Raw genomic sequence first — 24,200 nt, forward strand, 5'->3', positions numbered from 1 at the left:
CTAAAGGCTGATAACTTAGTGTCTATCAGGCATGCGTGACCGGTTTGTCACCGCTTTTGCCCTGGGTATTTTCCAGCATGCGGCGGATCGGGACGATCAGCAGGATAAGCACGGCGGCACAGATCACCAGCGCAATAGAGCAGCGGGCGAACAGGGTTGGCAGCATGTCCAACTGATCCGCTTTCACGTGGCCACCGATCAAGCCCGCGGCCAGGTTGCCCAGCGCGCTGGCACAGAACCACAGGCCCATCATCTGGCCACGCATTCTATCCGGTGCCAGAAGCGTCATGGTCGCCAGGCCAATCGGGCTCAGGCAAAGCTCACCCAGCGTCAGCATCAGGATACTGCCCACCAGCCACATCGGTGACACACCAGCGCCGCCATTGCCCAACACTTGTTGCGCGGCCAGCATCATCAGGCCAAAGCCTGCGGCGGCAAACAGAATACCAATCACGAATTTGGTGATGCTGCTCAGGCGGATTTTGTTACGGGCCAGAGCTGGCCAGGCCCAACTGAAGATTGGCGCCAACAGGATAATGAACAGTGCATTAATCGATTGGAACCATACCGCCGGGATCTCGAAGTCGCCGATCATGCGGTTGGTGTAATCGTTAGCAAACAGGTTGAACGAGGTCGGTTTCTGTTCGAAGGCCGACCAGAAGAAGGCGGCAGATATCAGCAGGATAAAACAGACCAGCAGACGCGCACGTTCTTTGCGGCTCAGGCCGGCAAAGAAGAACAGGTAGATAAAGTACAGCGTGACCGAGGCGGCGATGACGTAAACCAGCATACTGGCAACGGCGACCGGGTTAATCACGATGATGCCTTGTGAGATCATAACCACGATCGCGGCAACGCCTACGGCCAGCGCAATCAGCCAGGCACCCACGCCATTTTTCTTGGCAACCGGGCTATTCCAGGTTGAGTCCAGGCCCACTTCGCTGTCATAGCGCTTCATGGCCGGTACGGCGAACACCCTGAAAATCACCAAGGCCACCAACATCCCGATACCACCGATGCCGAAGCCCCAGTGCCAACCGTGTGAGCGGATCAGCCAGCCGGAAATCAGCGGGGCGATAAAGGAGCCCATGTTGATGCCCATATAGAACAGCGAGAAGCCACCGTCACGGCGCGCATCGCCTTTCTTGTACAGGGTACCGACCATCACCGAGATACAGGTTTTGAACAGGCCGGAACCGAGCACGATAAACATCAGGCCGACGAAGAACAGGTCGTTGCCCATAATAGCGGACAGGGCAATCGACAGGTGGCCCAAAGCGATCAGAATCGAACCGTACCAAACGGCTTTTTGCTGGCCGAGCCAGTTATCGGCTAACCAGCCACCCGGCAGTGCCGCCAGGTACATACTGCCAGCAAAGATACCGACGATCGCCGAGGCGTTTTCGCGCGCCAAACCCATCCCGCCGTCATAAACCGTGGCGGCCATAAACAGGATCAGTAACGGACGAATGCCATAAAATGAGAAGCGCTCCCACATTTCAGTGAAGAACAGCGAGCCGAGAGGATATGGATGGCCGAGGAACGTCCGGCTTTCTTTCTGATTAACAGAGGATTGCATAAAATATTCCCAATATAATGTGCTGCGCGCTGGCAGCAGATACTGTGGTATGTCTGTGTCTGTAAGTGAGGTAATCCCGCTGATGCGGATTACCTGACAAAACCTCAGCCGCAGGCCTATTAAGCTTGAAAACCCTGCAGGCTATTTTATTCACTTGGTCAGAATGTTACTTCTGGCGTGATATTATTTAACCATTTGATAACTGAATGGTGGTTTTGTCTAGTACCTGTATCCCATTTTTTAGACGAAAAGTCGACAAACATCTACTTTATTAGTTTTTATGTTGGCTATGGCGTTATTTTCATTGACAGGTGGTTTATTGCTCTGATTGTGATTTTTTTGTCTAAAAACAAGGTGTTAATAATATTATTCTTAGTGGTTGGGGCAGGGGTGAAGCGGGATGGTAACAATAATAAAAGTAAGGGAAACGGGGCTTGGGTAATATTTATCAGAACAACTGGCGATAAATAGCGCTATTACTCTTCTTGCAACGTGTCTTCACGCGTTCTGGCTGGCCGCCGCTGCAGACACCACCAGGAATAGAACGCGTTAAATAGCACCACCAGCGCTGTCATGCAGAATACCGCGCGGAATCCATAGCTGGCAGAAACGGCAGCGCCGAGCAGTGGGCCGCTAACGTTGCCGATATCCCGGAAAGATTGGTTATAGCTGAATATTCGCCCGGCAACCTGATTGGTACAGTTGTAGATGAGTAAGGTTTGCACAGCAGGCAACAGTGCGCCATCGGCAGCGCCGAGCAGGAAGCGCAATACGCCGAGTTGCCACGGTGTCTGGACAAAGGCCATCGGGATCAGCAACAGCACGGAAATCACCAGCATAAACACCAGGATCCGCTCTGGGCCGATCCTGTCGCCCAGTTTGCCCAGCCGTGGCGCACTCATCAAGGCGGCAACGCCGGGTACCGAGGCGATCAAACCGCTGACAAACGCCAGATTACTGATGTTGCCCGCTAGTTCACGCACGTAAAGCGTGAGGATTGGGGCAATCGAGCCAGTGGCGATCTGGATAATCATGGTGGTAACAAACAGGCTGAGGATCAGCTTGGGGCTTTTGAGCGAGGCAAACACCTGGCGCGCATGCAGCATGTCTTTTTTCTGCACCGGAGTGAATTGTTCCCGCACGCAGAACAGCGTCAGCAGGAAGCAGATAAACAGTACCGTGGCAGTGATGAAGAACACGGGGCGCAGGCCATATTGGTCAGCCAGCAAACCGCCAATCAATGGGCCAATCAGGGCGCCACTGACGCCGCCGGTCGATAGAGTGCCCAGCGCCCAGCCGCTGCGATGGCGCGGCACCTGGGTAGCAATCAGCGCATTGGCGTTGGGAATAAAGCCGCCAAGCAGCCCCAGCACAGCGCGCAGTGCCAGAAACTGCCAGATGTTCTGCGCCATGCCCATCAGCACCATCACAATGCCCATTCCCAGCGCAGAACGCAGCAACATCAGCTTACGCCCACGGCGATCGGCCAGACTGCCCCAGAACGGTGAGGCAATAGCGGAGAACAGGAAGGTGATGCTGAATACCAATCCGGACCACATATTCAGCGACTGATGGCCGGTAACGCCAAGAGCTTCAACGTACAGCGGCAGGAACGGCATGATCAGGCTAAAGGCCGCACCGGTCAGAAAGCAGCCCAGCCAGGTAATGAACAGGTTACGTTGCCAATTGATAGGTTCTGCTGCCGGGGCCATAGGTTTCCGTGCGGGAGAAGAGATGCCTGGCGATTGCGCAAGGCAAAAAAAGTTAGCTTGGTAAGTATGCGCCTAATAACGCAGGTTATCAATTGAGCAGCTGTGTGATTTTGCGTGAAAATGAAATAAAGTTTTAAAACGGAGAATGACAACTATTCCCGCGTAGGACAACGCGGGAACGAGGGTTTCAGGCGCCGGCCAAGGCTTCGAATCCGGCGCTGGTAGTGGTGAGAGCGACGTTTGTCACCTCATAATTGGCCACGGCGACGAAGGGATCTTCTGCCAGGATGGCATCCAGCTTGGAGCGCTCCATGTCTTTTGCCAGGATCACGCCGCCAGTACGTGGGTTCTTACGGCCAGAGGCAATAAAGCTGCCTGCTTGAAAATGGTGCTTCAACCAGGCGATATGCCCTTCAAGATGGCTTTCTACTTCTTCAATCGGGCGGTGGTAGGTCAGGCTGACGATATACATAGAAGCTCCTGTTGCTGGGAAAGCGACAATATCATGCGGGCCATCTCGGCCCGTAGCGATTAATAGAGAGAAGGCTCACCTTCTGGGCGGGTCTTGAAGCGGCGGTGTAGCCACATATATTGATCCGGCGCCATCAGGATCTCTTTTTCTACCACCTTGTTCATAAAGGCTGCAGCCTCGACTTCGTTATCCAGCGGGAAATTTTCCACTGCTGGCTGCATGATGAGTTCGTACCCTTTACCTTCAGGCAGGCGGCGTGGCGTAAAGGGAATGATCGCCGGTTTCCCCATGCGTATCAACACATAGCTGCCGGTGGTGGTCGCTGCTTTTTCCACTGCAAACAGCGGGGCAAACACGCTGCTGCGCGGGCCGTAGTCATGATCCGGTGCGTACCAGATGATCTCACCCTGTTTCAGGGCGCGGATCATCCCTTTGACGTCTTTACGATCCAGCATGGATTTGTTCGAGCGCATACGGCCCCAGGTCTGTAGCCAGTCCATCAGCTTGTTATCGTGTGGACGGTAGACGCCGATACCCGGATTGTGGATGCCAAAGATACGAGCCCCCAACTCCAGCGTCAGGAAGTGCAGGCCAATCAGCAGCACCCCTTGATGATTGTCCCGTGCCTTTTGAATGTGCTCCAGGCCGCTGACGCTGAACCAGCGCTCGATACGCCAGTTGGGCCAGAACCAGGCCATGCCGGTTTCAAACAGCCCCATCCCCACGGATTCGAAGTTCTTGGCGATCAACGCATCACGTTCGGCTCTCGGCATATCCGGAAAGCACAGCTCCAGGTTACGCTCAGTTATCGCTCGCCGGCGTTTCAGGAAACGCATTGAAAAGCGACCCAATCCGGTCCCCAAACGATAAATAATTGGGTATGGCAGCAGGACCAGCAGGTAGAGTAAGGCGATGCCAAACCAGGTGAGCCAGTAGCGCGGATGCAGTAAAGATCGATTGAAAGAAGGAACTTGCGTCATGGGTTCTCAGCTTAAAAGCAGTCATTTAACAGTAATGACAGATAAAATGCATAGACACGTCGAGTTGCCATAAGTCGTGTTTTGGGTCGCAATCAGAATTTTTTGCTGACCACGGGTTGCTTGAACGACTCGGTCTATGCGATGGTTTTCTGCCGTTTATAGTAGCGTATTGTGACATTTTTCTTATGTAACAGGAAAACTCACCGCATTAAAACACCCTTTTTAGGCCTAAATCAGGTGTGGTTGTTGTTTTTTTGGTCAAATGAAGTAAGAGTCGACCTATAACTCAGGCGGTATTTTATTCGTTTATTGATTCAGGAGGTAACTATGTTGGCATCATGGTTAAGCGCTGGGCTATTGGTGATCGGTGGGTTACTTGGCTGTCTTGGTGCCTATATGCAGTACAACCCTTTGTTAACCGTCGCGGGGATCGGGTTGCTGGCGGGGACGATCCTCTCGGGGGCTACGGAATGGTCAAGCGGGCGCTAAACACCCGCTTGAGGCCGTTTTAATGATCTTTGAACAATCCTTTCACCCGGTGTGGTTCTGAGCGCCAATACTGTGGCGGAGCCTGCACTTGGGCCCCCAGCTTTGCAGCTGCGTGCCACGGCCAGCGGGGGTTATAGAGAATACCGCGCGCTAGCGCGACCATATCGGCCTGACCGGTGGCGACGATCGCTTCTGCCTGTTCCGGTTCGGTGATCAACCCCACGGCGATGGTTGGTATCCCTACTTTATGTTTGATGGTTTCGGCAAAGGGGACCTGGTAGTTCGGCCCCACCGGGATTTTTTGCTGCGGCGACAGGCCGCCGCTGGAAATATGAATGTAATCGCAGCCCAATTCCTTTAAAGCGCTGGTCAGCTCAACGGATTGCTGTTCGTTCCAGCCGCCTTCAACCCAGTCACTGGCGGAGATCCGCACGCCAAGCGCTTTGTTGGCGGGGAACACCGCCCGCACCTCGCTGAAAATTTCCAGCAACAATCGCATACGATTTTGCAGACATCCGCCGTATTGATCGGTGCGCTGATTGGCCAGTGGCGAAAGGAACTGATGCAACAGGTAACCATGCGCCCCGTGCAATTCGATCAGATCGAAGCCGAGACGGTCGGCGCGCCGTGCCGCTGCAACAAACTGTGCCTTTAACTGCTCGATTTGCTCCAGGCTCATGGCCTGTGGAGCCTCATCCAGAGGGTTAAAGGGCTGGTTGGAGGCAGAAAGTGTTTGCCAGCCGCCCTCACTCTTGGCCAACTGAGCCCCGCCTTGCCAGGGAAGGGCGCATGAAGCTTTGCGGCCAGCATGCCCCAGTTGGATCCCCAAAGGCATGGTGGCGTGTTTTTTTACGGCCTGAACCACGTCGGCAAGTGCCTGTTCGGTAGCGTCGTCCCACAGGCCCAGATCCCCCGGAGAAATACGGCCTTCCGGTGAAACCGCAGTGGCTTCCACAATCAGCAAACCCGCCCCGGAAAGGGATAGATGGCCGAGGTGCATTGTATGCCACTCGGTGGCTTTGCCATTGTCGGCAGAGTACTGGCACATGGGGGCGATAATGATACGGTTAGGCAACCGCAGTAGCCCCAGGGTGATCGGAGTAAACAGCTGGCTCATAATTTCCTCAAGGTCCGTCAAAATTCGTTGCTACAACTTGCACTAGGCTTATCGGTATTTGCCAATAACGTCAAGCTTTGTGCGGAAATCATTGCCGCTGGGTTAATGCTGTGTTGCCGCCTATTTTCGGGTATGATGTGCGCCGCGCGCGGGCTAACGGCCCGTGGGCACTCAATCAGTCACCTCCCGAAAGACAGGAAAGTACACCATGCCAGTGTTACATAACCGAATTTCTAATGAGGAACTGAAGGCGCGTATGCTGGCCGAAACCGAGCCACGCACCACAGTTTCTTTTTATAAATATTTCACCATTGACGACCCCAAGGCATTTCGCGATAGCCTGTATATTCAGTTCGATAAGCTGAAGGTGTTTGGCCGTATCTACGTGGCCAAAGAGGGCATCAATGCGCAGATCAGCGTGCCGCAGAGTCACTTTGACGCGTTCAAAGCCGTGCTGTTTGCTTCGCACCCGGCTCTGGATCAGGTGCGTCTGAATATTGCGCTGGAAGACGATGGCAAATCCTTCTGGGTACTGCGTCTGAAAGTGCGTGAACGTATTGTGGCCGATGGGATTGAAGATGAGACCTTCAACCCTGCCAATGTGGGTGAGTATCTGCAGGCCGATCGCGTTAACCAGATGATCGACGATCCGAATACGGTGTTTGTCGATATGCGCAACCACTATGAGTACGAGGTCGGGCACTTTGAGAAGGCGATCGAAGTGCCTTCCGACACCTTCCGCGATCAGCTACCGATGGCGGTGGAGATGCTACAGGAGCAGAAAGACAAAAATATTGTCATGTACTGTACCGGTGGGATCCGTTGTGAGAAAGCCAGCGCCTATATGCTGCATAATGGCTTCAAAAACGTCTATCACGTGGAAGGCGGTATTATCGAGTATGCCCGCCAGGCGAAGGCGAAGGGGTTGCCACTGAAGTTCATCGGCAAGAACTTTGTGTTTGACGAGCGCATGGGGGAACGTATCTCAGAGGACGTGATTGCCAACTGCCATCAGTGCGGTGCGCCCTGTGATACTCATACCAACTGCCTGAACGACGGCTGCCATCTGCTGTTTATCCAGTGCCCAAGCTGTGCCGAGAAGTTTGCTGGCTGCTGCAGCGAGACCTGCCGTGAAGAGCTGAAATTACCGCGTGAAGAACAGCGAGCCCGCCGGGCTGGCCGCGAGAATGGCGTAAAAATCTTCAATAAGTCCAAAGGGCTGTTGCAAACCACCATGCATATCCCAGAACCGAAAGAGTAGGGTGTTGCGCGTAGGATAGAAATAGTAACAAGGGCGCTGAAAATTCAGCGCCCTTGTTGTATAAAGAATGTATTACTTCTCGCGAACGCCTTCGACCGAGATGATCAGCTCAACTTCCTGGGAAGCCGGGCCGAGGTCGGTGGTGATGCCAAAGTCTTTCAGCTTGATTTTACCGTTGGCTTCGAAACCGGCGCGGTAACCGCCCCAAGGATCCTTACCTTCGCCGACCAGTTTGGCTGCCAGTGTGACCGGCTTGGTCACGCCGTTCAACGTCAGGTTGCCGACTACAGCATAACCTTCACCGTCTTTTTTCACTTCGGTAGAGGTAAAGGTAGCCTGCTTGTTCTTTTCGACGTTCAAGAAATCGGCGCTGCGCAGGTGCTTGTCACGCTCGGCGTGGTTGGTGTCTACGCTTGCGGTGTTAATGGTTACGTTGACTTTATCGTTAGCAGGGTCTTTTTCATCGAAGGTGAAGCCACCGTCAAAATCTTTGAAAGAGCCATAAATCCAGCTGTAGCCCAGGTGCTGGATGCGGAATTCGATAAAGGCGTGCTGGCCTTGTTTGTCGATTTTATAGTTGGCCGCCAGAGCGGAACCGGCGTTTAACAGTAGGGCGCCTGCGGCCAGGCCTAATACGGTTTTCTTCAACATAGCAATATCTCCATAAATCCAAAGGGTTAATCGGTGCTGCGACCCAGCATCCGTTTCAAAGTAACATCACGATCAATAAAGTGATGTTTAAGCGCAGCCAGGGCGTGCAGTACCGAAAGCACGACGACGGCCCAAGCCAGATAAAGGTGGATAGTCCCGGCGGTGTCGGCCTGCTGTGGCAAACCTGTCACGCTAGCCGGTACGTCAAACCAGCCAAATACGCTGATTGCCTGACCATCGGCGGTCGAGATCAGGTAGCCGCTGATCAGGATGGCGAACAGCACGGTGTAAAGTGCGATATGGGCGAGCACGGCACTGATACGCGTAAGACGGCTATAACTGGCCAGAGGCTTTGGCGGCGGCGAGATAAAGCGCCAAACCACCCGTACCACCATGACGATAAACAGCAGCGTGCCAATACTTTTGTGGATCTCCGGCGCCTGGTGATACCAAACGTCGTAGTAGCCCAGCGTCACCATCCATAATCCGAGGGCGAACATGCCGTAAACGGTCAGCGCCACCAGCCAGTGGATCAGTACAGAAACGTGACCAAAGCGGTCGGCGGTATTTTTCCAGAGCATCAGTTTTCCTTACAAAACTCATTTACCGACAGCAATACTTAAACTTTAAGAAACATAAATCAATAATAAATTTAACTAAGTAACATCATAAAAATATTAATCAGTAGATTTGTTTGAGTTGTGGCAAGTTGGTCAAAGGAATCGTTGGAGAAGGTGTTTTTTTGGCAATGCTGGGGAAACACCGGCCAATTGAAATCTATCGATTTTATTCTTCATTGTCAGCTTTTGTCATTTTTCGTAAATACCATCGGAAACCTTGGCAAATAATTGAATAACGACTAGCGACGATTATTTGTTCACCCTGTCGACCAGGATTAATTTAATTCCTTCAGCAACTTGAGGGTAATATGCCTGCGACAGCAAGGAATAATTTGCTAACATGTATTTATCAGTGGCTCTGGCGGGCCTGTATCACACAAGGAAATTTCATGGGTATACCCGAGTTTAATGACCGCAAGCTACGTTTGATCATGATGCTGGCCATGCTGGTGGTGATCCTGGCTGGCATAAAGGCGGCGGCAGATATTGTGGTGCCATTCCTGCTGGCGGTGTTCTTGGCCATTGTGTTAAACCCGCTGGTACTGCTACTGGAACGCTTTCGTGTGCCTAGGGCGCTGGGGGTGACGCTGTTGGTGATTACCATCGTTGTGCTGTTGCTGACCTTGATTGGTATGCTGGGTGCTTCATTAAATGAGTTTGCTCGCTCCTTGCCGCAGTATCGGGGCATGATGCTGGAGAAGCTGGGTGAACTGCAATACCAGGCGCAACGCTTCAATCTGGATATTACCTTCTCGGCAGATGCGGTGGTCAAATACGTCGATCCTGGTGCCACCATGAACCTGGTGACTCGCCTGCTGGGGCACCTTTCCGGGGCTATGACCAGCATCTTCCTGTTATTGATGACGGTGGTCTTTATGCTGTTTGAGGTGAAGGTATTGCCCTTTAAGCTGCAGCAGGCGCTGGATAATCCCACCGAAGGGATGGCCACTATCCGCCGGGCCTTGCAGGGGGTCACACACTATCTGGTGATAAAGACCGCCATCAGCCTGGCAACTGGCCTGATCGTCTGGGGCTTTCTGAGTTGGGTTGGCGTTCGTTTTGCCTTTATCTGGGGCATGATGGCGTTCATGTTCAACTATGTGCCCAATATTGGCTCGATCATTGCTGCTATTCCGCCGCTGATCCAGGCTTTGCTGTTTAACGGCTTTGCCGATGCGGCCGTAGTGGCTGCGGGCTATATTCTGATCAACCTGATCATCGGTAATATGCTGGAACCGCGGATCATGGGCCGTGGGCTGGGGCTTTCTACGCTGGTGGTGTTTCTTTCCCTGATCTTCTGGGGCTGGCTGATGGGGCCTGTGGGGATGCTGCTTTCGGTCCCCTTGACCATTATCGCGCGCATCACGTTGGAAACCATGGATGGAGGACGCAAGGTGGCCATGCTCCTCGGTGATGGGCGCCAGATAAACGAAATCACGCCGAAATGAAGCTTAAACGGCGGCCCGTAGTTCTAACGAAGCCGAACCCACCGGCTTAAAGGTGGTGGGTTCTGGCGGATAGAAATAACGCAGTATGTTATACAGTGAATAAAATTCAAGCCGGTTACGCACGTTGATTTTCTCGGTGATATGGCGTTTATGCACGTACACCGTATGGGCGCTGATCTGTAATTTCTTGGCGATGCGATAATTCGGCATTTCGGACATCCAATAGCGCATTACCGTCAATTCTTGCGGGCTGAAAAGCGAATGAGCCTCTTCATCCTTCATTAGCTCACTTGGGATTTTACTTAGCGTTTTTAGCGCAACGGGGAGTACGGCTTTGTTAAATAAAAAAGTATTGCTGGCAATGCGCAGTGGGCTTTCATTGTAGGGATAAGGAGCATCCAGATAAATATGTACCGTTGCACGCCACGCCGCCGTGATAAACGCGGAAAGCAGTTGATTATCGGTTGTGCAGCGGCAGTAGTTGGTCAGATTTACCAAAATATGGCTGGGTTTGAAACTGGCGAGTAGAGGGAGTGCGGTGTCGATGTCTGGGCAGCAGTTTACTGACGTAAATACGTTGTCAGTAAAGTGGTTGGCAATCCCAATACGAGTGAAACAGCATTCGTCCACAACGAGTAGTTTCATAGTGACGTCCTTGTTGAAGATACAAAACGGCTAGAGCCTAACTATGTAAAATAGGCCTTACCCGGTTGTGGGATCAATTCGGAAATCCAGTGGCTATAGGAAGATATTTCCGTCTATAGCTTATTTTTCAGTAATATCAGTATGTTGGTGTATTCATATCGCTGGGGTTTTCCCCTGCCGCTGGCCAGAGCGGGGCGAACAGGGGATTGAACGGTCAGAAACGCCGCAGGCTGAAGGGTGTGATATCCAGGGATAAAGGCTTATCTTGCGCAAACAGCGCGGCTATCTCACCCAGTACGCTGGCAAACTTAAATCCGTGGCCACTCAGGCCGGTGATCACCATCAGGCGTTGGCAGCCAGGCAGGGTGTCGATAATAAAGTCTTCATCCGGGCTCATATCATAGCTACAGGCTTCACCGTGCAGACAGACGCCAAGCCCTGGCAGGAAGTGGCGCAGAAAGCCGAATACTTCGGTACCGTCGCTGGCCAGGGAGCCGAACGGCTTGCGCTGATCCGCTGTCTCCATCGGTTGTCCACCATCATGTTTACCGACCTTTAAGCCGTCATTCTCAGAGGGGAAACCGTAGTAGTGGCAGCCGTCTTGCGCTTCAACGGTGAAAGCCGGAAAGCGGTTGTTTTCGCTGTAACGACCATCTGCCTGATACCACGAAAACACCTTACGCACCGGTGAAACAGGAAGCTGTGGTAACAGATTTTTGACCCAGGTTCCCGCGCAGACCACGGCTTTACGCCCTTGGTAGCGCCCCTCTGAAGTCACGACCTCAACCCCTTGCTCGATTGGCTCGATGGCGGTAACCGGGCAATTAAACAGTTGGGCGCAGCCCGCTTCTCTGGCCAATCTGACGTAGCTGGCAACAATCAGTTCCGAGCGCAGTATTCCTGCATCTGGTTCGAACAGGCCGACATAACCCGCTGGCGCGGTGAACTCTTGCCAGCGTTGTTGGATCTGTTCGGCGCTCAGTAACTCGGTATTGAGGTTAAAGTTTTTGGCACTGCGCTGTGCCATGGTGACAAATTCACTGTCTTGGGACCCCAGGGTGAGTACGCCACAGGGATGAAACAGCTTGTCGCCGCTTTTCTGCTCTAATCCATTCCACAGTGCCTGGGCACGCAGCAGAAAAGGCACATATTTTTCGCCCTCGCCGTAAGCATGGCGGATGATACGGGTATCGCCGTGGTGGCTGCCCTGACGATGCGGGGGGAAAGCGCTGTCGATCATTAAGACCTTAAGGCCTGCGGCTGTCGCATAATAGCCTGCAGCAGCCCCAACCGAGCCACTACCCACGATGATCAAGTCATATTCCACGTGCCATGTCCTTTCTTCGATGTGTCGCTGATGGCGGATATGATAAGAGTTTGGCGGCGGTAATGCACCATGAACCGATGCGGGTCGATACAAAAGAAAAGGCGCCGGTTAATTACCGACGCCTTAGCGGTTGAGGGTGAATGGGTTAATGTTTTCTTCGATCAAGGTCTAAATAATCCGTAGATTCTATCTTGGCGATGCCAGCCTCTAAAATATTGATTAATTGGCGGGCAACGTCTGTGGTTAGCCAAAGAGTCCGATCCACTTGCGCTTCTTCGGCTGTTTGGTCTAGTGAAGACAGGTAATGAAGGCGAATCATCATGGCATCATAAACATCGACGGTACTGATATCCCAGCCAACAAGCGGATGTGTCTGTATTACTTCATCATTTCTGTCCATAAAGACCCCTTATCAAGTAGTGACTAGCTGGAGTTACTAACGAGGATCAATGTGTCTCACCTTCATGGTGAGCTTTTACAGTATACGCATTCAGGATCTGGCGTGGGGTGTTTTCCTGCGGTTTATTGCAAATAAATATTTTTTGCGTAATTAATCGGCTAGCGGAGTGGATAGCTGGGGGTTTTAGGTAAAGGGTTGGGGCAGCTGCATGCTGCGCCCGTGCTTAAGTCATCTAACAATATTACTCTTCGGCGGCAGGAGGAAGTTTCACGTGCGCATGACTTTCCAATTCGGCTGCCAAATGGGCGAAATGCTTTTGCATTTCAGGATCGCGGTTCTGATTTTGTGCTTCCAGTTTCAGGCTGTGGATCAGCAACTGGTTGGCTTTGTCATTCAAGCCAAAAGACAAATAAGAGAAAGCGACCTCGAGTACGCTCAGTCGCCGTTTTTGATCGGCGATCAGGGCCAGCAACTCGCCAAAGGTCATCGCTTCTTCGGGCTTGTCTTTATCAGGAACCATTGTTTATACCTTTGTTGCACCATAAGTTGTCTAATCATTACAGACCACAAGTGCTGTTTCTTCCAGGCAAAACGACGATACGGCAGAAACAAAAAAGCCGGAGAGCGACCCCCGGCAACAACTACATTGCAGAATTATTCTGCACTGAACCAATCGTCGGCACTTTCCCAGGTTTCCTGGAGTATCTCCTCGATCAGGTCTTTATCTGTTTTGGCACCGCCCATGACGGAAAGGCCATTGGCACCGGCATAACGGATCTGGACGGTAGTGTCAGGAAACTGGCGATTGACCCGTTTACTGAATTCGCCGGTCAGGGCTTCGATAGCCCCCGGCGGCAGTGGTTTGGTTTTATCTATAGTGACTTCAACACGCATAATTGCCCCCGGAACTGTCTACTGGATATTTATACAGTCAACTGGCGCCGGAGGCAAGAGCAGAAATAAAATATTTAGCAGTCGGTCACTGACCAGTTAATGGTCTCACCGGCCAGGAAGGGCACCACGGCTTCATTACCCAACGTGATCTCCTCTGGCTGGGACACCGGCAGGCGTTGCAGCGTGATAAAGTCCTGGTTAACCGGCAAGCCGTAGAAGCGCGGGCCATTCAGCGAGCTGAAGGCTTCCAGATGCTCCAGCGCGCCCAATTGTTCAAATACGGTGGCATAGGCGGGCATCGCGTTCGGGGCGTTAAATACCCCTGCACAGCCACAGCTGGTCTCTTTACGGTGTTTGGCATGAGGTGCCGAATCGGTGCCGAGGAAGAAACGGTCACAACCGCTGGCAACGGCGCTGCGTAACGCTTCCTGATGGATGTTACGCTTGAGGATTGGCAGGCAGAACAGGTGTGGCCGGATCCCGCCTACCAGCATGTGGTTGCGGTTAAACATCAGGTGCTGTGGCGTAATGGTGGCACCAAGGAAACGATTGCCTTCCTGCACGTACTGAGCGGCTTCCCGGGTAGTGATATGCTCGAATACGATTTTTAATTCCGGGAACTGGCGGCGTACCGGCTCCATCACCTGTTCGATAAAGCGAGCCTCGCGATCGAAGATATCCACGCTGGCATCGGTGACTTCACCATGGATCAGCAGCGGCATACCCATCTTCTGCATCTGCTCAAGCAGGGGATAAATCCCGGTCACATCGCTCACGCCGTGGCTGGAATTGGTGGTGGCATTGGCTGGATAGAGCTTGGCAGCGGTGAACACCCCTTGCTCAAACCCGTTGACCAGCTCCGCCGCAGCGAGGGAATCCGTCAAGTAGCAGGTCATCAACGGCGTGAAGTTATGTTCTGCGGGGAGCGCAGCCAGAATACGTTCACGATAGCTACGTGCCGCGGCAACGGTGGTGATCGGTGGGGCCAGGTTCGGCATCACAATCGCCCGGCCAAACACCTGACTGGTATAGGGCAGAACCGTTTTCAGCATGTCGTCGTCACGCAAATGGATATGCCAGTCGTCAGGGCGGCGGATTTTCAGGGCTTGGGGTTGTGCGGTCATGGTGCAGAGCTCCGGCGGTCAAAAAATCTTAATAAAAGCGAATAAACGGGGGTTATTCACGCCGGGGTGAAAGGATAAGCGGAAAACGGTTTGGATGCATCTGTTAGTTAATGACAAGTTGAAATCAGTTGGCTTAGGCGAACAGAGCAACTTGGGCATTGAGCGTTAACAAACTGAAAAGAAGGGTATGAGTGTTCAGTAGTAAGAAAAAACCCGCCATTTAGGCGGGTTTTTTTATGGCAGGGATTAACTTAGTCGTTAACCGGCTGCGGTTTGGTCGCTGGAGCAGTGGCCTGATTCGCCGCTGCATGGCCGCCAGCAGAACCTTTTCCGTCAAAGTTGAAGGAAGGGCGCTGCCACTCGCTGGTCTTCGCGGCTTCCGGCTGATAATCCGGCGCAGGCGCTTTGGTCATTGGGGCGGTAGCGATATGCTTGTAGAGTGCCGGTTGCGGTTGTGCAACCACTGGGACCGCTTGCACTGGAGCTGGAGCAGCCTCTGGCTGTGCTGACACGACTTCCGGCTCTGCGGTTACAGTAGCCTCTACAGGGGCGGCCACAACGGCTTCCACTACAGTTTCTTCAACTACAGGCTCTTGCACTGCGGGCTCAGCAATAACGGGTTCAGCTTGTACTGCGGCATCTGCAACCGTCTCATCCTCAGTTGTTTCACTGACAACGGTTTCATCTACCACAACAGCGGCTGGCTCGGCAGCGACGACAGCCTCGACAACGGTTTCAACCGGTGCAGTTTCTACCGGGGCTTCAACTATCGGTGCTGCTACCGATTCAGCTACTGCCGGAGCGGTTTCAACTACGCTTGGCGCTTCGTTGACTACAGGCTGAACAGGAGCGGCTTCAACAGCCACCGGTGCAGCAGCAACGGCTACGGTTTCTACCGCCACTGGCGCTTGAGCTTCTTCGTGTTCAACGTAGACGGCGGCTTGTGCCACAGGATAGCTGATCCAAACCTTGCCTGAAGCCATCTCTGGTGAGGCAAACGCCCCGGCCAACGGCATTGGCGACTGGTTCGGATAACGCTCGTCACGATAGCGACGACGGCGCTGACCACTGACGCGCAGATGGCGTGGAGAACGACGAGAGCGACGTGGCATGCCGTTTTCACCGTTTCCACGGTTGTCAGTTTGCGCATCATCTTCAGACTGGGCCGCAATGGTCTGTGGCAACAGTTTAACGTTCTCAGCCACTACCGGAGCCTGGCTTTCTTCTACCTTGGCAACTGGCACTTTAGGCGCTAACAGCTCTTCAGCGGCGCGATGCAGTTCTTCTTCCGCCGACAGGACGCGAACTTTCTGCGTGAGTGGACGGCGTTGACGACGCTGGGTTGGCTGCTGATGACGGTCTTCATCTTCATCATTGCTATGGCTGGCAACAACGACTTCCGCCGTTTCTGGCACTTTGACGTCTTGCGGAGCCTGGCGCTTTTCTTCCTGACGACGGCGTTGACGCTCGGCACGCTGTTCACGGCGCTGTTGCTGATCTTCGCGCTGTACCTTGGCTGCTTCTTCAGTCTGCACTTCGGTATTGGCAGTCGCTGGTGCAGTCTGTTGCTGTGCGTTACGGCGGTTGTTGCGGCGCTGGTCGTCACGGTTTTCACGTGGTTCACGCGGCTCGCGATTTTCGCGTGGCTCACGATCACCACGTTCACGGTTGTCACGCCCTTCGCCACGTTCTTTACGCTCGCCACGTTCACCTTTACGGCCAGAACCCTGGCGGCGTTGGCCACGACGATCCTGACGGCGGTTGTCGCTGTCTTCTGTTTTCTCAGCTACAACCGGCTTAGCTTCAACCACTGGCGTTTCTTCACCGGCGAACAGTGACTTCAAGCCACCAAACAGACGGCTCAACAGGCCAGGTTTGGCTTCAGCAGCAGGGGCTGATGCAACTGCCGGTTTGGCGGCAACGGCAGGCTTGCTAACCACAGGCTCTTCTTCCTGCGGAGGAGCATCCTGTGACAGAGAGAAGGAAGCCAGAGCCGGTTGCTCGCGTTTGCGCTCGACTGGCGCATCATCCTGCGGCTGGGCCATTTCTTCTTCATGCAGCTTCGGCAGCAGGTAGCTCAGGGTTGGTGTTTCTTCACCCTTGCGTACGCGCAGCACGGAGTAATGCGGAGTCTGCATCTGATCGTTTGGCACGATGACCGCTTTCACGCCACCCTGGCGCTTCTCGATCGCGCTGACAGAATCACGTTTTTCGTTCAGCAGGTAGGAAGCAACCTGAACCGGTACGATGGCGTGAACTTCTTTGGTGTTCTCTTTCAGCGCTTCTTCTTCGATCAGGCGCAGAATAGACAGCGCCAGCGATTCGTTATCACGGATGGTGCCGGTACCGGTACAGCGCGGGCACACGTGGTGGCTGGACTCACCCAGTGACGGGCTGAGGCGCTGACGGGACATTTCCAGCAGGCCGAAGCGAGAGATACGGCCAATCTGAATGCGGGCACGATCCTGGCGGACGGCATCGCGCAGACGGTTTTCCACTTCACGCTGGTGACGAACCGGGGTCATATCGATAAAGTCGATAACGATCAGGCCACCCAGGTCGCGCAGGCGCAATTGGCGAGCAATTTCATCTGCGGCTTCCAGGTTGGTATTGAATGCGGTCTCTTCGATGTCGCCACCGCGGGTTGCACGCGCGGAGTTGATATCGATAGCGGTCAAGGCTTCGGTGGTGTCAATCACGATGGAACCACCGGAAGGTAGACGCACTTCACGTTGGAACGCGGACTCGATCTGTGATTCGATTTGGTAATGGCTGAACAGCGGGATTTCGCCACTGTACAATTTGATCTTGCTGCTGAAGTCCGGGCGGCCCAGGGCAGCGATGTGCTCTTTGGCCAGATCGAGTACCTTCGGGTTGTCGATCAGGATTTCGCCGATGTCCGGACGCAGGTAATCGCGGAATGCTCGCACGATAACGTTGCTTTCCTGGTGGATCAGGAACGGAGCAGGGCGGCCTTCGGCGGCTTTTTTAATCGCTTCCCAGTGCTTGAGGCGGAATGACAGGTCCCATTGCAGAGCGTCGGCAGATTTGCCAACGCCAGCGGTGCGGACAATCAGACCCATGCCGTCTGGCAATTGCAGCGAGGAGAGCGCTTCTTTCAGTTCGGTACGGTCGTCACCTTCGATGCGGCGGGAAATACCACCGGCACGCGGATTGTTCGGCATCAGAACCAGATAGCTACCGGCCAGGCTGATGAAGGTGGTCAAGGCGGCGCCTTTATTACCCCGTTCTTCTTTATCAACCTGAACGATGACTTCCTGGCCTTCACGCAGCACATCTTTGATGTTTGGGCGACCATGGGAAGAGTAATTGCTTGGGAAGTATTCGCGAGCGATTTCTTTTAGCGGAAGGAAACCATGTCGTTCAGCGCCGTAATCAACGAACGCGGCCTCGAGACTAGGTTCAATTCGAGTGATTTTGCCTTTGTAAATATTCGCTTTTTTCTGCTCATGGCCAGGGCTTTCAATATCCAGATCGTACAGCCGCTGTCCATCTACAAGGGCAACACGCAACTCTTCCTGCTGAGTTGCGTTAATCAACATTCTTTTCATCTTAACTTACTCGTTTTTTTTACATTATCGACAAAGCTGCGGGCAAAATAACCTCATGGCCAGGTTAAAACCGAAAACCCCGTGTCTTCTCGCAAAGCCGTCAACCTCACGGTTGTCGCCTGCATAGGGGCGCATTATCTCGGTAAGCCTGTATTTCTTTGTGAAACACAGCGCTTTTGACTCAGGGAATAGCCTCTGATGTATGTTGACAGATCTGATTCCATTTGCCGGCCAAGCTGCAACCCGCAGCCCGCTAATTGTTTGATTTCACATTACGTCTTACGCCATTGCTGCGTTTTTGTGCAACCAGACAAACTGTATAATTCCGCAATTCTCCTCGTTTCAAGGGGATCGGCACGGAAAGTTACAGCATTATTCCATTGCAAGTACCTTTATAGCAAGGTGACTTTGCGCTAACTGTGGCGGAAACCGCAAACGATCAACCTTGCTTGCTGCCTTATTGTTCGCTGGCGTTTCTTTCACAGTCTGAGAGACAGTTAAGCACATAAAAAGAGGTGGCGCTATTGACGCGCTCTATTTAGAATCCCGCCCCATGAAAACGAACATTCCCGCAGTACAATTAGTGACGATTTCTGACGACGAAGCCGGTCAGAGAATCGACAATTTTTTGCTTGCCCGCCTGAAAGGCGTGCCGAAAAGCATGATTTATCGCATCGTGCGCAAAGGCGAGGTGCGGGTCAATAAAGGCCGCATCAAGGCTGAATATAAACTGGCGGCGGGCGACGTGGTGCGCATTCCTCCGGTTCGGGTCGCCGAGCGTGAAGATGCGCCGGTTTCCGCCAAGCTGGATAAAGTTGCTGCCCTGGCGGATTGCATCCTTTATGAGGACGATCACCTGTTGCTGCTCAACAAACCTTCGGGAACGGCGGTGCATGGCGGCAGTGGCCTGAGTTTTGGCGTGATCGAAGGATTGCGGGCATTACGTCCGGAAGCACGTTTTCTGGAGCTGGTGCACCGTCTGGATCGCGACACCTCCGGCGTGTTGATGGTGGCCAAGAAGCGTTCGGCGCTGCGTTCGCTGCACGAGCAGTTGCGCCTCAAGGGGATGCAGAAGGATTATCTGGCGTTGGTGCGCGGCGAGTGGCAGTCGCACTGCAAAGCGGTGCAGGCACCGTTGCTGAAGAATATTTTGCAGAGCGGGGAGCGCATTGTCCGCGTCAACAGCGAAGGCAAACCTTCGGAGACCCGCTTCAAGATCGAAGAGCGCTTTGAACATGCCACGCTGGTGAAGGCCAGCCCGATCACCGGGCGTACCCACCAGATTCGTGTGCATACCTTGCATGCTGGGCATCCGATCGCCTTTGATGACCGTTATGGTGACCGGGAGTTCGATCGCCAATTGGCGGGCACCGGCCTGAAACGCCTGTTCCTGCATGCGGCAGCGCTGCGCTTTGAACATCCTGCCACCGGCGAAACGATGCGCATCGAAGCGCCGATGGATGACGAACTGCGTCATTGCCTGCAGGTATTGCGCCAACGGACCGCCGCAGCCAAAAAATAAGTTTATACCAGCGGGTTGATCCCTTCAGCCCGCAACATTTCCAACAATGCGATCAGCGGCAGGCCAATCAACGCATTCGGGTCGCGGCCCTCCAACTTATCAAACAGCGCAATCCCCAAACCTTCACTCTTGAAGCTGCCTGCGCAGTTGAGCGGCTGTTCCAGGCGCACATAGGTTTCGATTTCCACTTCGCTCAAGGCACGGAAATGAACGTGGAAAGGTTCACACATCACCTGTAGGCGTTGGCTACGGCTATTATAGAGCGCCAAACCGGTATAGAAGGTCACCTGCTGGCCGCTGGCCTTACGTAGCTGCTGGCGGGCGTTCTCTTCGCTATGGGGCTTACCGGTGATTTCTCCGGCGATCACGCAGACCTGATCGGAACCGATAATCAGATAATCAGGGTAGGCCATAGCCAGCGCCTGAGCCTTGGCCGCCGCCAGGCGCAGCACTAAAGCCTCGGCACTTTCACCGGGCAGCGGTGTTTCATCGGTTTGCGGTGCCGCACAAATAAAGGGCAGGTGCAGCTTCTCCAACAGTTGCTGGCGGTAGACTGACGTTGAGGCGAGTAAGAGTCTTTGCATAATTTTTTCCACAAACCATAGCGTAAATATGTCGCTCATCTTAAACTGTCGGCCGCTCTGGAAGCGAATATTGGTGAAAGGTGCCGTTTTAGGGCCTTTTTCTTTGACTCTATGACGTTACAAAGTTAATATGCGCGCCCTATGCAAAAGGTAAAATTACCCTTGACCATTGATGCGGTACGTACCGCTCAGAAACGCCTGGACTATGTTGGTTCCTATGCGCCTGAGCTGGTTACACGTGTTGCCGACTCCGTGGTCAGTGTGGACAGTGATGTCGAAGTGCAGTTGTCGTTTGATATTGATAACCAGCGCCTCGCGGTGATAACAGGGCATGCGGACGTCGCGGTAACGCTGATGTGCCAACGCTGTGGTGTCCCGTTTGAGTATCAGGTCCACACAACATATTGTTTTAGCCCGGTCGTCAATGATGAGCAGGCTGAGGCATTACCGGAAGCGTACGAACCGATCGAAGTTGACGAGTTTGGCGAAGTCGATCTGTTGGCAATGATTGAAGATGAAATTATTCTTTCACTGCCTGTCGTTCCGGTACATGAATCTGAACACTGTGAAGTGTCCGAAGCGGACATGGTGTTTGGCAAACTGCCTCCTGAGGCGGAGAAACCAAATCCATTTGCCGTATTAGCCAGTTTAAAGCGTAAGTAATCGAGGAGTAAGGTCCATGGCCGTACAACAAAATAAACCAACCCGTTCCAAACGTGGCATGCGTCGTTCACACGATGCCCTGACCACCACCACCTTGTCTGTAGATGCGACTTCCGGTGAAACTCATCGTCGTCACCACATCACTGCCGACGGTTTCTACCGCGGTCGCAAGGTTATCGGCTAAGTCAGCGATACTTTGACTCGTCTAACCCTGGCGTTAGATGCAATGGGCGGGGATTTCGGTCCCTGCGTCACAGTGCCTGCTTCATTGCAGGCACTGGCCTCTAATTTACAGCTTCATCTCCTGTTAGTCGGCGATCCCGACGTCATCTCCCCGTTACTTGCCAAAGCCGATCCGTCTGTCCTGGAACGCTTGCAAGTCGTACCTGCCGAATCGGTTATTGCCGGTGACGCGAAGCCTTCACAAGCGATCCGGGCCAGCCGAGGCACCTCTATGCGCATTGCGCTGGAGTTGATTAAAAGTGGTGAGGCGCAGGCTTGTGTCAGTGCAGGGAATACCGGGGCGTTGATGGGGCTGGCCAAGCTGCTGATCAAACCGTTGGACGGCATTGAACGCCCGGCGTTGATGACAGTAATACCTAACCAACAGCGCGGTAAAACCGTGGTGCTGGATCTGGGGGCCAACGTAGAATGCGACAGCACGATGCTGGTGCAGTTCGCGGTCATGGGAGCAGTGATGGCGGAAGAGGTATTGGGTATCGCGCAGCCACGTGTGGCACTGCTCAATATCGGCGAAGAAGAAACCAAAGGACTGGATAATATCCGCGAAGCCTCCGCCGTACTTAAAAAAACGCAGGCAATCAACTATATTGGTTATCTGGAAGGCAACGACCTGCTCACCGGTAAAACCGATGTGATGGTCTGCGACGGCTTTGTCGGCAACGTCACTCTGAAAACCATGGAAGGTGTGATAAGACTGTTCTTGTCGCTACTCAAGTCATCCTCCGATGGGGGAAAACAGGCGTGGTGGTTAAAATTGTTGGGTCGTTGGTTACAAAAAAGGGTGGCAAGGCGTTTTGGTCATCTGAACCCCGACCAGTATAATGGTGCATGTCTGTTAGGATTGCGGGGAACCGTGATCAAGAGCCACGGCGCTGCAAACCAAAACGCGTTTGCGGTGGCAATCGAACAGGCTGTACAGGCGGTGCAGCGGCAAGTTCCGGACAGGATTGCTGCGCGCCTTGAAGCTGTATTACCCAAGAGTGACTGATCGTTCATGTATACAAAGATTCTCGGTACGGGGAGTTACTTACCCGCACAAGTGCGCACCAACGCTGACTTAGAAAAAATGGTGGATACGTCTGACGAGTGGATCGTGACTCGCACCGGTATTCGTGAACGTCGTATCGCTGCCCCGGATGAAACCGTGGCAACCATGAGCTTCCATGCCGCGTCTCACGCGCTGGAAATGGCGGGTGTGGCTAAAGAAGATATCGGCCTGATCGTGGTGGCGACCACCACCTCAAGCCATGCGTTCCCAAGTTCTGCTTGCCAGGTGCAGCAGATGCTGGGTATTCAGGACTGCGCGGCGTTTGACATCGCGGCGGCCTGTGCTGGCTTTACCTACGCCTTGAGCGTGGCCGATCAGTACGTCAAGAACGGCGCGGTAAAACATGCGCTGGTGATCGGCTCCGATGTGCTGTCGCGCACGCTCGATCCTGAAGATCGCGGCACGATCATCCTGTTTGGCGACGGTGCTGGCGCGGTAGTGCTGGGGGCTTCTGAGGACCAGGGCATTATCTCTACCCATCTGCATGCCGATGGTCGCTATGGCAATCTGCTGGCTCTGCCGAATAAAGATCGTCAGAACCCGGATCAGCCTGCTTACGTCACCATGGCGGGTAATGAAGTGTTTAAAGTGGCAGTCACCGAACTGGCACATATCGTTGATGAAACGCTGAAGGCCAACGATCTTGACCGCAGTGAACTGGATTGGCTGGTTCCGCATCAGGCCAACCTGCGCATCATCAGCGCAACGGCAAAAAAACTGGGTATGGGGATGGAGAAAGTGGTAGTGACGCTCGATCGTCACGGGAACACCTCTGCCGCCTCGGTACCTGCGGCGCTCGACGAAGCCGTACGCGACGGGCGCATCCAGCGTGGTCAGCTGGTGTTGCTGGAAGCATTCGGCGGTGGCTTTACCTGGGGCTCGGCGCTGGTTCGCTTTTGATTCAACAGGAATAAAAAAATGACGCAAACTGCTTTTGTTTTTCCAGGCCAGGGTTCACAAACCGTTGGCATGTTGGCCGATTTGGCCGCACAGTTTCCCATTGTGGAACAAACTTTTAGCGACGCATCAGCGGCTTTGGGTTACGATCTGTGGCAGTTGGTACAGACTGGCCCGGCAGAAGAGCTGAATAAAACCTGGCAGACACAGCCAGCGTTGTTGGCGGCCTCCGTTGCCATCTTCCGTGTCTGGCAGCAGCAGGGCGGTAATATGCCTGTGATGATGGCCGGCCACAGCCTGGGTGAATACTCGGCGCTGGTGTGTGCCGGTGTACTGGATTTTGCTGCGGCTATCCGTTTGGTAGAGTTGCGCGGCAAGCTGATGCAGGAAGCGGTACCGGAAGGTACCGGTGCCATGTACGCCATCATCGGTCTGGATAATGCCTCGATTGCCAAAGCCTGTGAGGAATCTGCTCAAGGCCAGGTAGTTTCACCGGTGAACTTCAACTCTCCGGGGCAGGTCGTTATCGCGGGCAACAAAGAAGCGGTTGAGCGTGCAGGTGCAGCTTGCAAGGCGGCCGGTGCCAAACGTGCACTGCCGTTGCCGGTGAGCGTGCCTTCGCACTGCGCACTGATGAAACCGGCTGCCGATAAGCTGGCTGTAGCGCTGCAAGACATCACCTTCAACGCGCCGCTGGTTCCGGTAGTCAATAACGTTGATGTACGCGCAGAAACCGCGCCAGAAGCAATCCGCAGTGCGTTGGTTCGCCAGCTGTACAGCCCGGTGCGCTGGACGGAAAGCGTAGAATTTATGGCGGCAGAGGGGGTGACTCTGCTGCTGGAAGTGGGCCCAGGCAAAGTGCTGACCGGCCTGACCAAACGCATTGTCGACACTTTGACGGCGGCAGCGGTTAACGATACTGCCAGCCTGTCTGCGGCGTTGGAACAGTAAA

General features: G+C 53.7%; 24 protein-coding genes. 9 read left to right on the forward strand and 15 right to left on the reverse strand.

The genetic code is table 11. The annotated features are described in order from the left end of the window. Positions 1-25 precede the first annotated feature (25 nt). The 4 genes from AC6HVW_RS10835 to AC6HVW_RS10850 all read right to left on the reverse strand — a co-directional run bounded on the left by AC6HVW_RS10835 (position 26) and on the right by AC6HVW_RS10850 (position 4,743). The gene (locus AC6HVW_RS10835; protein ID WP_024486558.1) at positions 26-1,579 is read right to left on the reverse strand and encodes a peptide MFS transporter; all 1,554 of its coding nucleotides are present in this window, start codon (positions 1,577-1,579) and stop codon (positions 26-28) included. Between the two features lie 476 nt (positions 1,580-2,055). After that, positions 2,056-3,291: a multidrug efflux MFS transporter MdtG gene (gene mdtG, locus AC6HVW_RS10840; RefSeq protein ID WP_021804734.1), complete on the reverse strand. Its 1,236-nt coding sequence runs from the start codon at positions 3,289-3,291 to the stop codon at positions 2,056-2,058. A gap of 187 nt (positions 3,292-3,478) precedes the next feature. Next, entirely contained in the window at positions 3,479-3,763 is a 285-nt protein-coding gene (locus AC6HVW_RS10845; protein ID WP_071680517.1) for a YciI family protein, read from the reverse strand. A gap of 59 nt (positions 3,764-3,822) precedes the next feature. Then, positions 3,823-4,743, reverse strand: a complete 921-nt coding sequence (locus AC6HVW_RS10850) for a Kdo(2)-lipid IV(A) acyltransferase (RefSeq protein ID WP_024486561.1) — start codon at positions 4,741-4,743, stop codon at positions 3,823-3,825. Positions 4,744-5,070: 327 nt separating this feature from the next. Between AC6HVW_RS10850 and AC6HVW_RS10855 the strand changes: the two genes are divergently transcribed. After that, entirely contained in the window at positions 5,071-5,232 is a 162-nt protein-coding gene (locus tag AC6HVW_RS10855) for a histidine kinase (RefSeq protein ID WP_071680516.1), read from the forward strand. Between the two features lie 19 nt (positions 5,233-5,251). On the opposite strand, the gene AC6HVW_RS10860 is transcribed toward AC6HVW_RS10855, so the two are convergent. Beyond that, positions 5,252-6,349 carry an NADH:flavin oxidoreductase/NADH oxidase gene (locus AC6HVW_RS10860; protein ID WP_046808173.1) on the reverse strand — a complete coding sequence of 366 codons (1,098 nt, stop codon included), beginning with the start codon at positions 6,347-6,349 and terminating at the stop codon, positions 5,252-5,254. Positions 6,350-6,557: 208 nt separating this feature from the next. Between AC6HVW_RS10860 and trhO the strand changes: the two genes are divergently transcribed. Then, positions 6,558-7,610 (forward strand): oxygen-dependent tRNA uridine(34) hydroxylase TrhO, encoded by a 1,053-nt coding sequence (gene trhO, locus AC6HVW_RS10865; RefSeq protein ID WP_071680515.1) that lies wholly within the window; start codon positions 6,558-6,560, stop codon positions 7,608-7,610. 72 nt (positions 7,611-7,682) lie between these two features. On the opposite strand, the gene AC6HVW_RS10870 is transcribed toward trhO, so the two are convergent. Together AC6HVW_RS10870 and AC6HVW_RS10875 are read right to left on the reverse strand one after the other, a co-directional pair. Then, a complete protein-coding gene (locus tag AC6HVW_RS10870; RefSeq protein ID WP_021804728.1) occupies positions 7,683-8,261 on the reverse strand; it encodes a YceI family protein in 579 nt (192 codons plus the stop codon). A gap of 26 nt (positions 8,262-8,287) precedes the next feature. Then, a complete protein-coding gene (locus AC6HVW_RS10875; protein ID WP_071680514.1) occupies positions 8,288-8,842 on the reverse strand; it encodes a cytochrome b in 555 nt (184 codons plus the stop codon). Positions 8,843-9,270: 428 nt separating this feature from the next. Here AC6HVW_RS10875 and AC6HVW_RS10880 point away from each other — a divergent pair, with 428 nt between their 5' ends. Then, positions 9,271-10,329, forward strand: coding sequence for an AI-2E family transporter (locus AC6HVW_RS10880; protein ID WP_071680513.1), 1,059 nt, complete (start codon positions 9,271-9,273; stop codon positions 10,327-10,329). A gap of 3 nt (positions 10,330-10,332) precedes the next feature. Here AC6HVW_RS10880 and AC6HVW_RS10885 read toward each other — a convergent pair whose 3' ends face one another. From AC6HVW_RS10885 to rne, 7 genes are all read right to left on the reverse strand, one after another. Continuing rightward, positions 10,333-10,974, reverse strand: coding sequence for a LuxR C-terminal-related transcriptional regulator (locus AC6HVW_RS10885; RefSeq protein ID WP_071680512.1), 642 nt, complete (start codon positions 10,972-10,974; stop codon positions 10,333-10,335). A 214-nt stretch (positions 10,975-11,188) separates the two neighbouring features. Continuing rightward, entirely contained in the window at positions 11,189-12,301 is a 1,113-nt protein-coding gene (gene solA / locus AC6HVW_RS10890; RefSeq protein ID WP_497569425.1) for an N-methyl-L-tryptophan oxidase, read from the reverse strand. A gap of 145 nt (positions 12,302-12,446) precedes the next feature. Then, positions 12,447-12,701: a biofilm formation regulator BssS gene (bssS, locus tag AC6HVW_RS10895; protein WP_024485935.1), complete on the reverse strand. Its 255-nt coding sequence runs from the start codon at positions 12,699-12,701 to the stop codon at positions 12,447-12,449. Between the two features lie 241 nt (positions 12,702-12,942). Beyond that, a complete protein-coding gene (locus AC6HVW_RS10900) occupies positions 12,943-13,221 on the reverse strand; it encodes a hypothetical protein (RefSeq protein ID WP_021178316.1) in 279 nt (92 codons plus the stop codon). A 134-nt stretch (positions 13,222-13,355) separates the two neighbouring features. Beyond that, entirely contained in the window at positions 13,356-13,595 is a 240-nt protein-coding gene (gene dinI / locus AC6HVW_RS10905; protein WP_021178315.1) for a DNA damage-inducible protein I, read from the reverse strand. A gap of 74 nt (positions 13,596-13,669) precedes the next feature. Further along, positions 13,670-14,719: a dihydroorotase gene (gene pyrC, locus AC6HVW_RS10910; RefSeq protein WP_179244624.1), complete on the reverse strand. Its 1,050-nt coding sequence runs from the start codon at positions 14,717-14,719 to the stop codon at positions 13,670-13,672. Positions 14,720-14,970: 251 nt separating this feature from the next. After that, complete coding sequence (gene rne, locus AC6HVW_RS10915) at positions 14,971-18,291, reverse strand: ribonuclease E (protein ID WP_071680509.1); 3,321 nt, start codon at positions 18,289-18,291, stop codon at positions 14,971-14,973. 553 nt (positions 18,292-18,844) lie between these two features. Between rne and rluC the strand changes: the two genes are divergently transcribed. Continuing rightward, positions 18,845-19,813: a 23S rRNA pseudouridine(955/2504/2580) synthase RluC gene (gene rluC / locus AC6HVW_RS10920; RefSeq protein ID WP_021178312.1), complete on the forward strand. Its 969-nt coding sequence runs from the start codon at positions 18,845-18,847 to the stop codon at positions 19,811-19,813. 2 nt (positions 19,814-19,815) lie between these two features. Here rluC and AC6HVW_RS10925 read toward each other — a convergent pair whose 3' ends face one another. After that, positions 19,816-20,397, reverse strand: a complete 582-nt coding sequence (locus tag AC6HVW_RS10925; RefSeq protein WP_071680508.1) for a Maf family protein — start codon at positions 20,395-20,397, stop codon at positions 19,816-19,818. A gap of 141 nt (positions 20,398-20,538) precedes the next feature. On the opposite strand from AC6HVW_RS10925, the gene yceD reads away from it, so the two are divergent. Genes yceD through fabD form a run of 5 tightly spaced genes read left to right on the forward strand, consistent with a single transcriptional unit; the run spans position 20,539 to position 24,199 of the window. After that, positions 20,539-21,060, forward strand: coding sequence for a 23S rRNA accumulation protein YceD (yceD, locus tag AC6HVW_RS10930; RefSeq protein WP_497569426.1), 522 nt, complete (start codon positions 20,539-20,541; stop codon positions 21,058-21,060). A 16-nt stretch (positions 21,061-21,076) separates the two neighbouring features. After that, positions 21,077-21,244: a 50S ribosomal protein L32 gene (rpmF, locus tag AC6HVW_RS10935; protein WP_004943042.1), complete on the forward strand. Its 168-nt coding sequence runs from the start codon at positions 21,077-21,079 to the stop codon at positions 21,242-21,244. A 12-nt stretch (positions 21,245-21,256) separates the two neighbouring features. Continuing rightward, on the forward strand, positions 21,257-22,291 hold the full coding sequence (gene plsX, locus AC6HVW_RS10940; protein ID WP_071680507.1) for a phosphate acyltransferase PlsX: 1,035 nt from the start codon (positions 21,257-21,259) through the stop codon (positions 22,289-22,291). Positions 22,292-22,297: 6 nt separating this feature from the next. After that, the gene (locus AC6HVW_RS10945) at positions 22,298-23,251 is read left to right on the forward strand and encodes a beta-ketoacyl-ACP synthase III (protein ID WP_037374855.1); all 954 of its coding nucleotides are present in this window, start codon (positions 22,298-22,300) and stop codon (positions 23,249-23,251) included. Between the two features lie 18 nt (positions 23,252-23,269). Then, complete coding sequence (gene fabD / locus AC6HVW_RS10950; protein WP_021804717.1) at positions 23,270-24,199, forward strand: ACP S-malonyltransferase; 930 nt, start codon at positions 23,270-23,272, stop codon at positions 24,197-24,199. Position 24,200 lies beyond the last annotated feature (1 nt).

It is taken from the genome of Serratia sp. NCCP-200 (assembly GCF_059697885.1).

Coding starts and splice junctions, on each gene's coding strand:
- AC6HVW_RS10835 (WP_024486558.1), bottom strand. CDS start 1,579: ATGCAATCCTCTGTTAATCAGAAAGAAAGCCGGACGTTCCTCGGCCAT.
- mdtG (WP_021804734.1), bottom strand. CDS start 3,291: ATGGCCCCGGCAGCAGAACCTATCAATTGGCAACGTAACCTGTTCATT.
- AC6HVW_RS10845 (WP_071680517.1), bottom strand. CDS start 3,763: ATGTATATCGTCAGCCTGACCTACCACCGCCCGATTGAAGAAGTAGAA.
- AC6HVW_RS10850 (WP_024486561.1), bottom strand. CDS start 4,743: ATGACGCAAGTTCCTTCTTTCAATCGATCTTTACTGCATCCGCGCTAC.
- AC6HVW_RS10855 (WP_071680516.1), top strand. CDS start 5,071: ATGTTGGCATCATGGTTAAGCGCTGGGCTATTGGTGATCGGTGGGTTA.
- AC6HVW_RS10860 (WP_046808173.1), bottom strand. CDS start 6,349: ATGAGCCAGCTGTTTACTCCGATCACCCTGGGGCTACTGCGGTTGCCT.
- trhO (WP_071680515.1), top strand. CDS start 6,558: ATGCCAGTGTTACATAACCGAATTTCTAATGAGGAACTGAAGGCGCGT.
- AC6HVW_RS10870 (WP_021804728.1), bottom strand. CDS start 8,261: ATGTTGAAGAAAACCGTATTAGGCCTGGCCGCAGGCGCCCTACTGTTA.
- AC6HVW_RS10875 (WP_071680514.1), bottom strand. CDS start 8,842: ATGCTCTGGAAAAATACCGCCGACCGCTTTGGTCACGTTTCTGTACTG.
- AC6HVW_RS10880 (WP_071680513.1), top strand. CDS start 9,271: ATGGGTATACCCGAGTTTAATGACCGCAAGCTACGTTTGATCATGATG.
- AC6HVW_RS10885 (WP_071680512.1), bottom strand. CDS start 10,974: ATGAAACTACTCGTTGTGGACGAATGCTGTTTCACTCGTATTGGGATT.
- bssS (WP_024485935.1), bottom strand. CDS start 12,701: ATGGACAGAAATGATGAAGTAATACAGACACATCCGCTTGTTGGCTGG.
- AC6HVW_RS10900 (WP_021178316.1), bottom strand. CDS start 13,221: ATGGTTCCTGATAAAGACAAGCCCGAAGAAGCGATGACCTTTGGCGAG.
- dinI (WP_021178315.1), bottom strand. CDS start 13,595: ATGCGTGTTGAAGTCACTATAGATAAAACCAAACCACTGCCGCCGGGG.
- pyrC (WP_179244624.1), bottom strand. CDS start 14,719: ATGACCGCACAACCCCAAGCCCTGAAAATCCGCCGCCCTGACGACTGG.
- rne (WP_071680509.1), bottom strand. CDS start 18,291: ATGAAAAGAATGTTGATTAACGCAACTCAGCAGGAAGAGTTGCGTGTT.
- rluC (WP_021178312.1), top strand. CDS start 18,845: ATGAAAACGAACATTCCCGCAGTACAATTAGTGACGATTTCTGACGAC.
- AC6HVW_RS10925 (WP_071680508.1), bottom strand. CDS start 20,397: ATGCAAAGACTCTTACTCGCCTCAACGTCAGTCTACCGCCAGCAACTG.
- yceD (WP_497569426.1), top strand. CDS start 20,539: ATGCAAAAGGTAAAATTACCCTTGACCATTGATGCGGTACGTACCGCT.
- rpmF (WP_004943042.1), top strand. CDS start 21,077: ATGGCCGTACAACAAAATAAACCAACCCGTTCCAAACGTGGCATGCGT.
- AC6HVW_RS10945 (WP_037374855.1), top strand. CDS start 22,298: ATGTATACAAAGATTCTCGGTACGGGGAGTTACTTACCCGCACAAGTG.
- fabD (WP_021804717.1), top strand. CDS start 23,270: ATGACGCAAACTGCTTTTGTTTTTCCAGGCCAGGGTTCACAAACCGTT.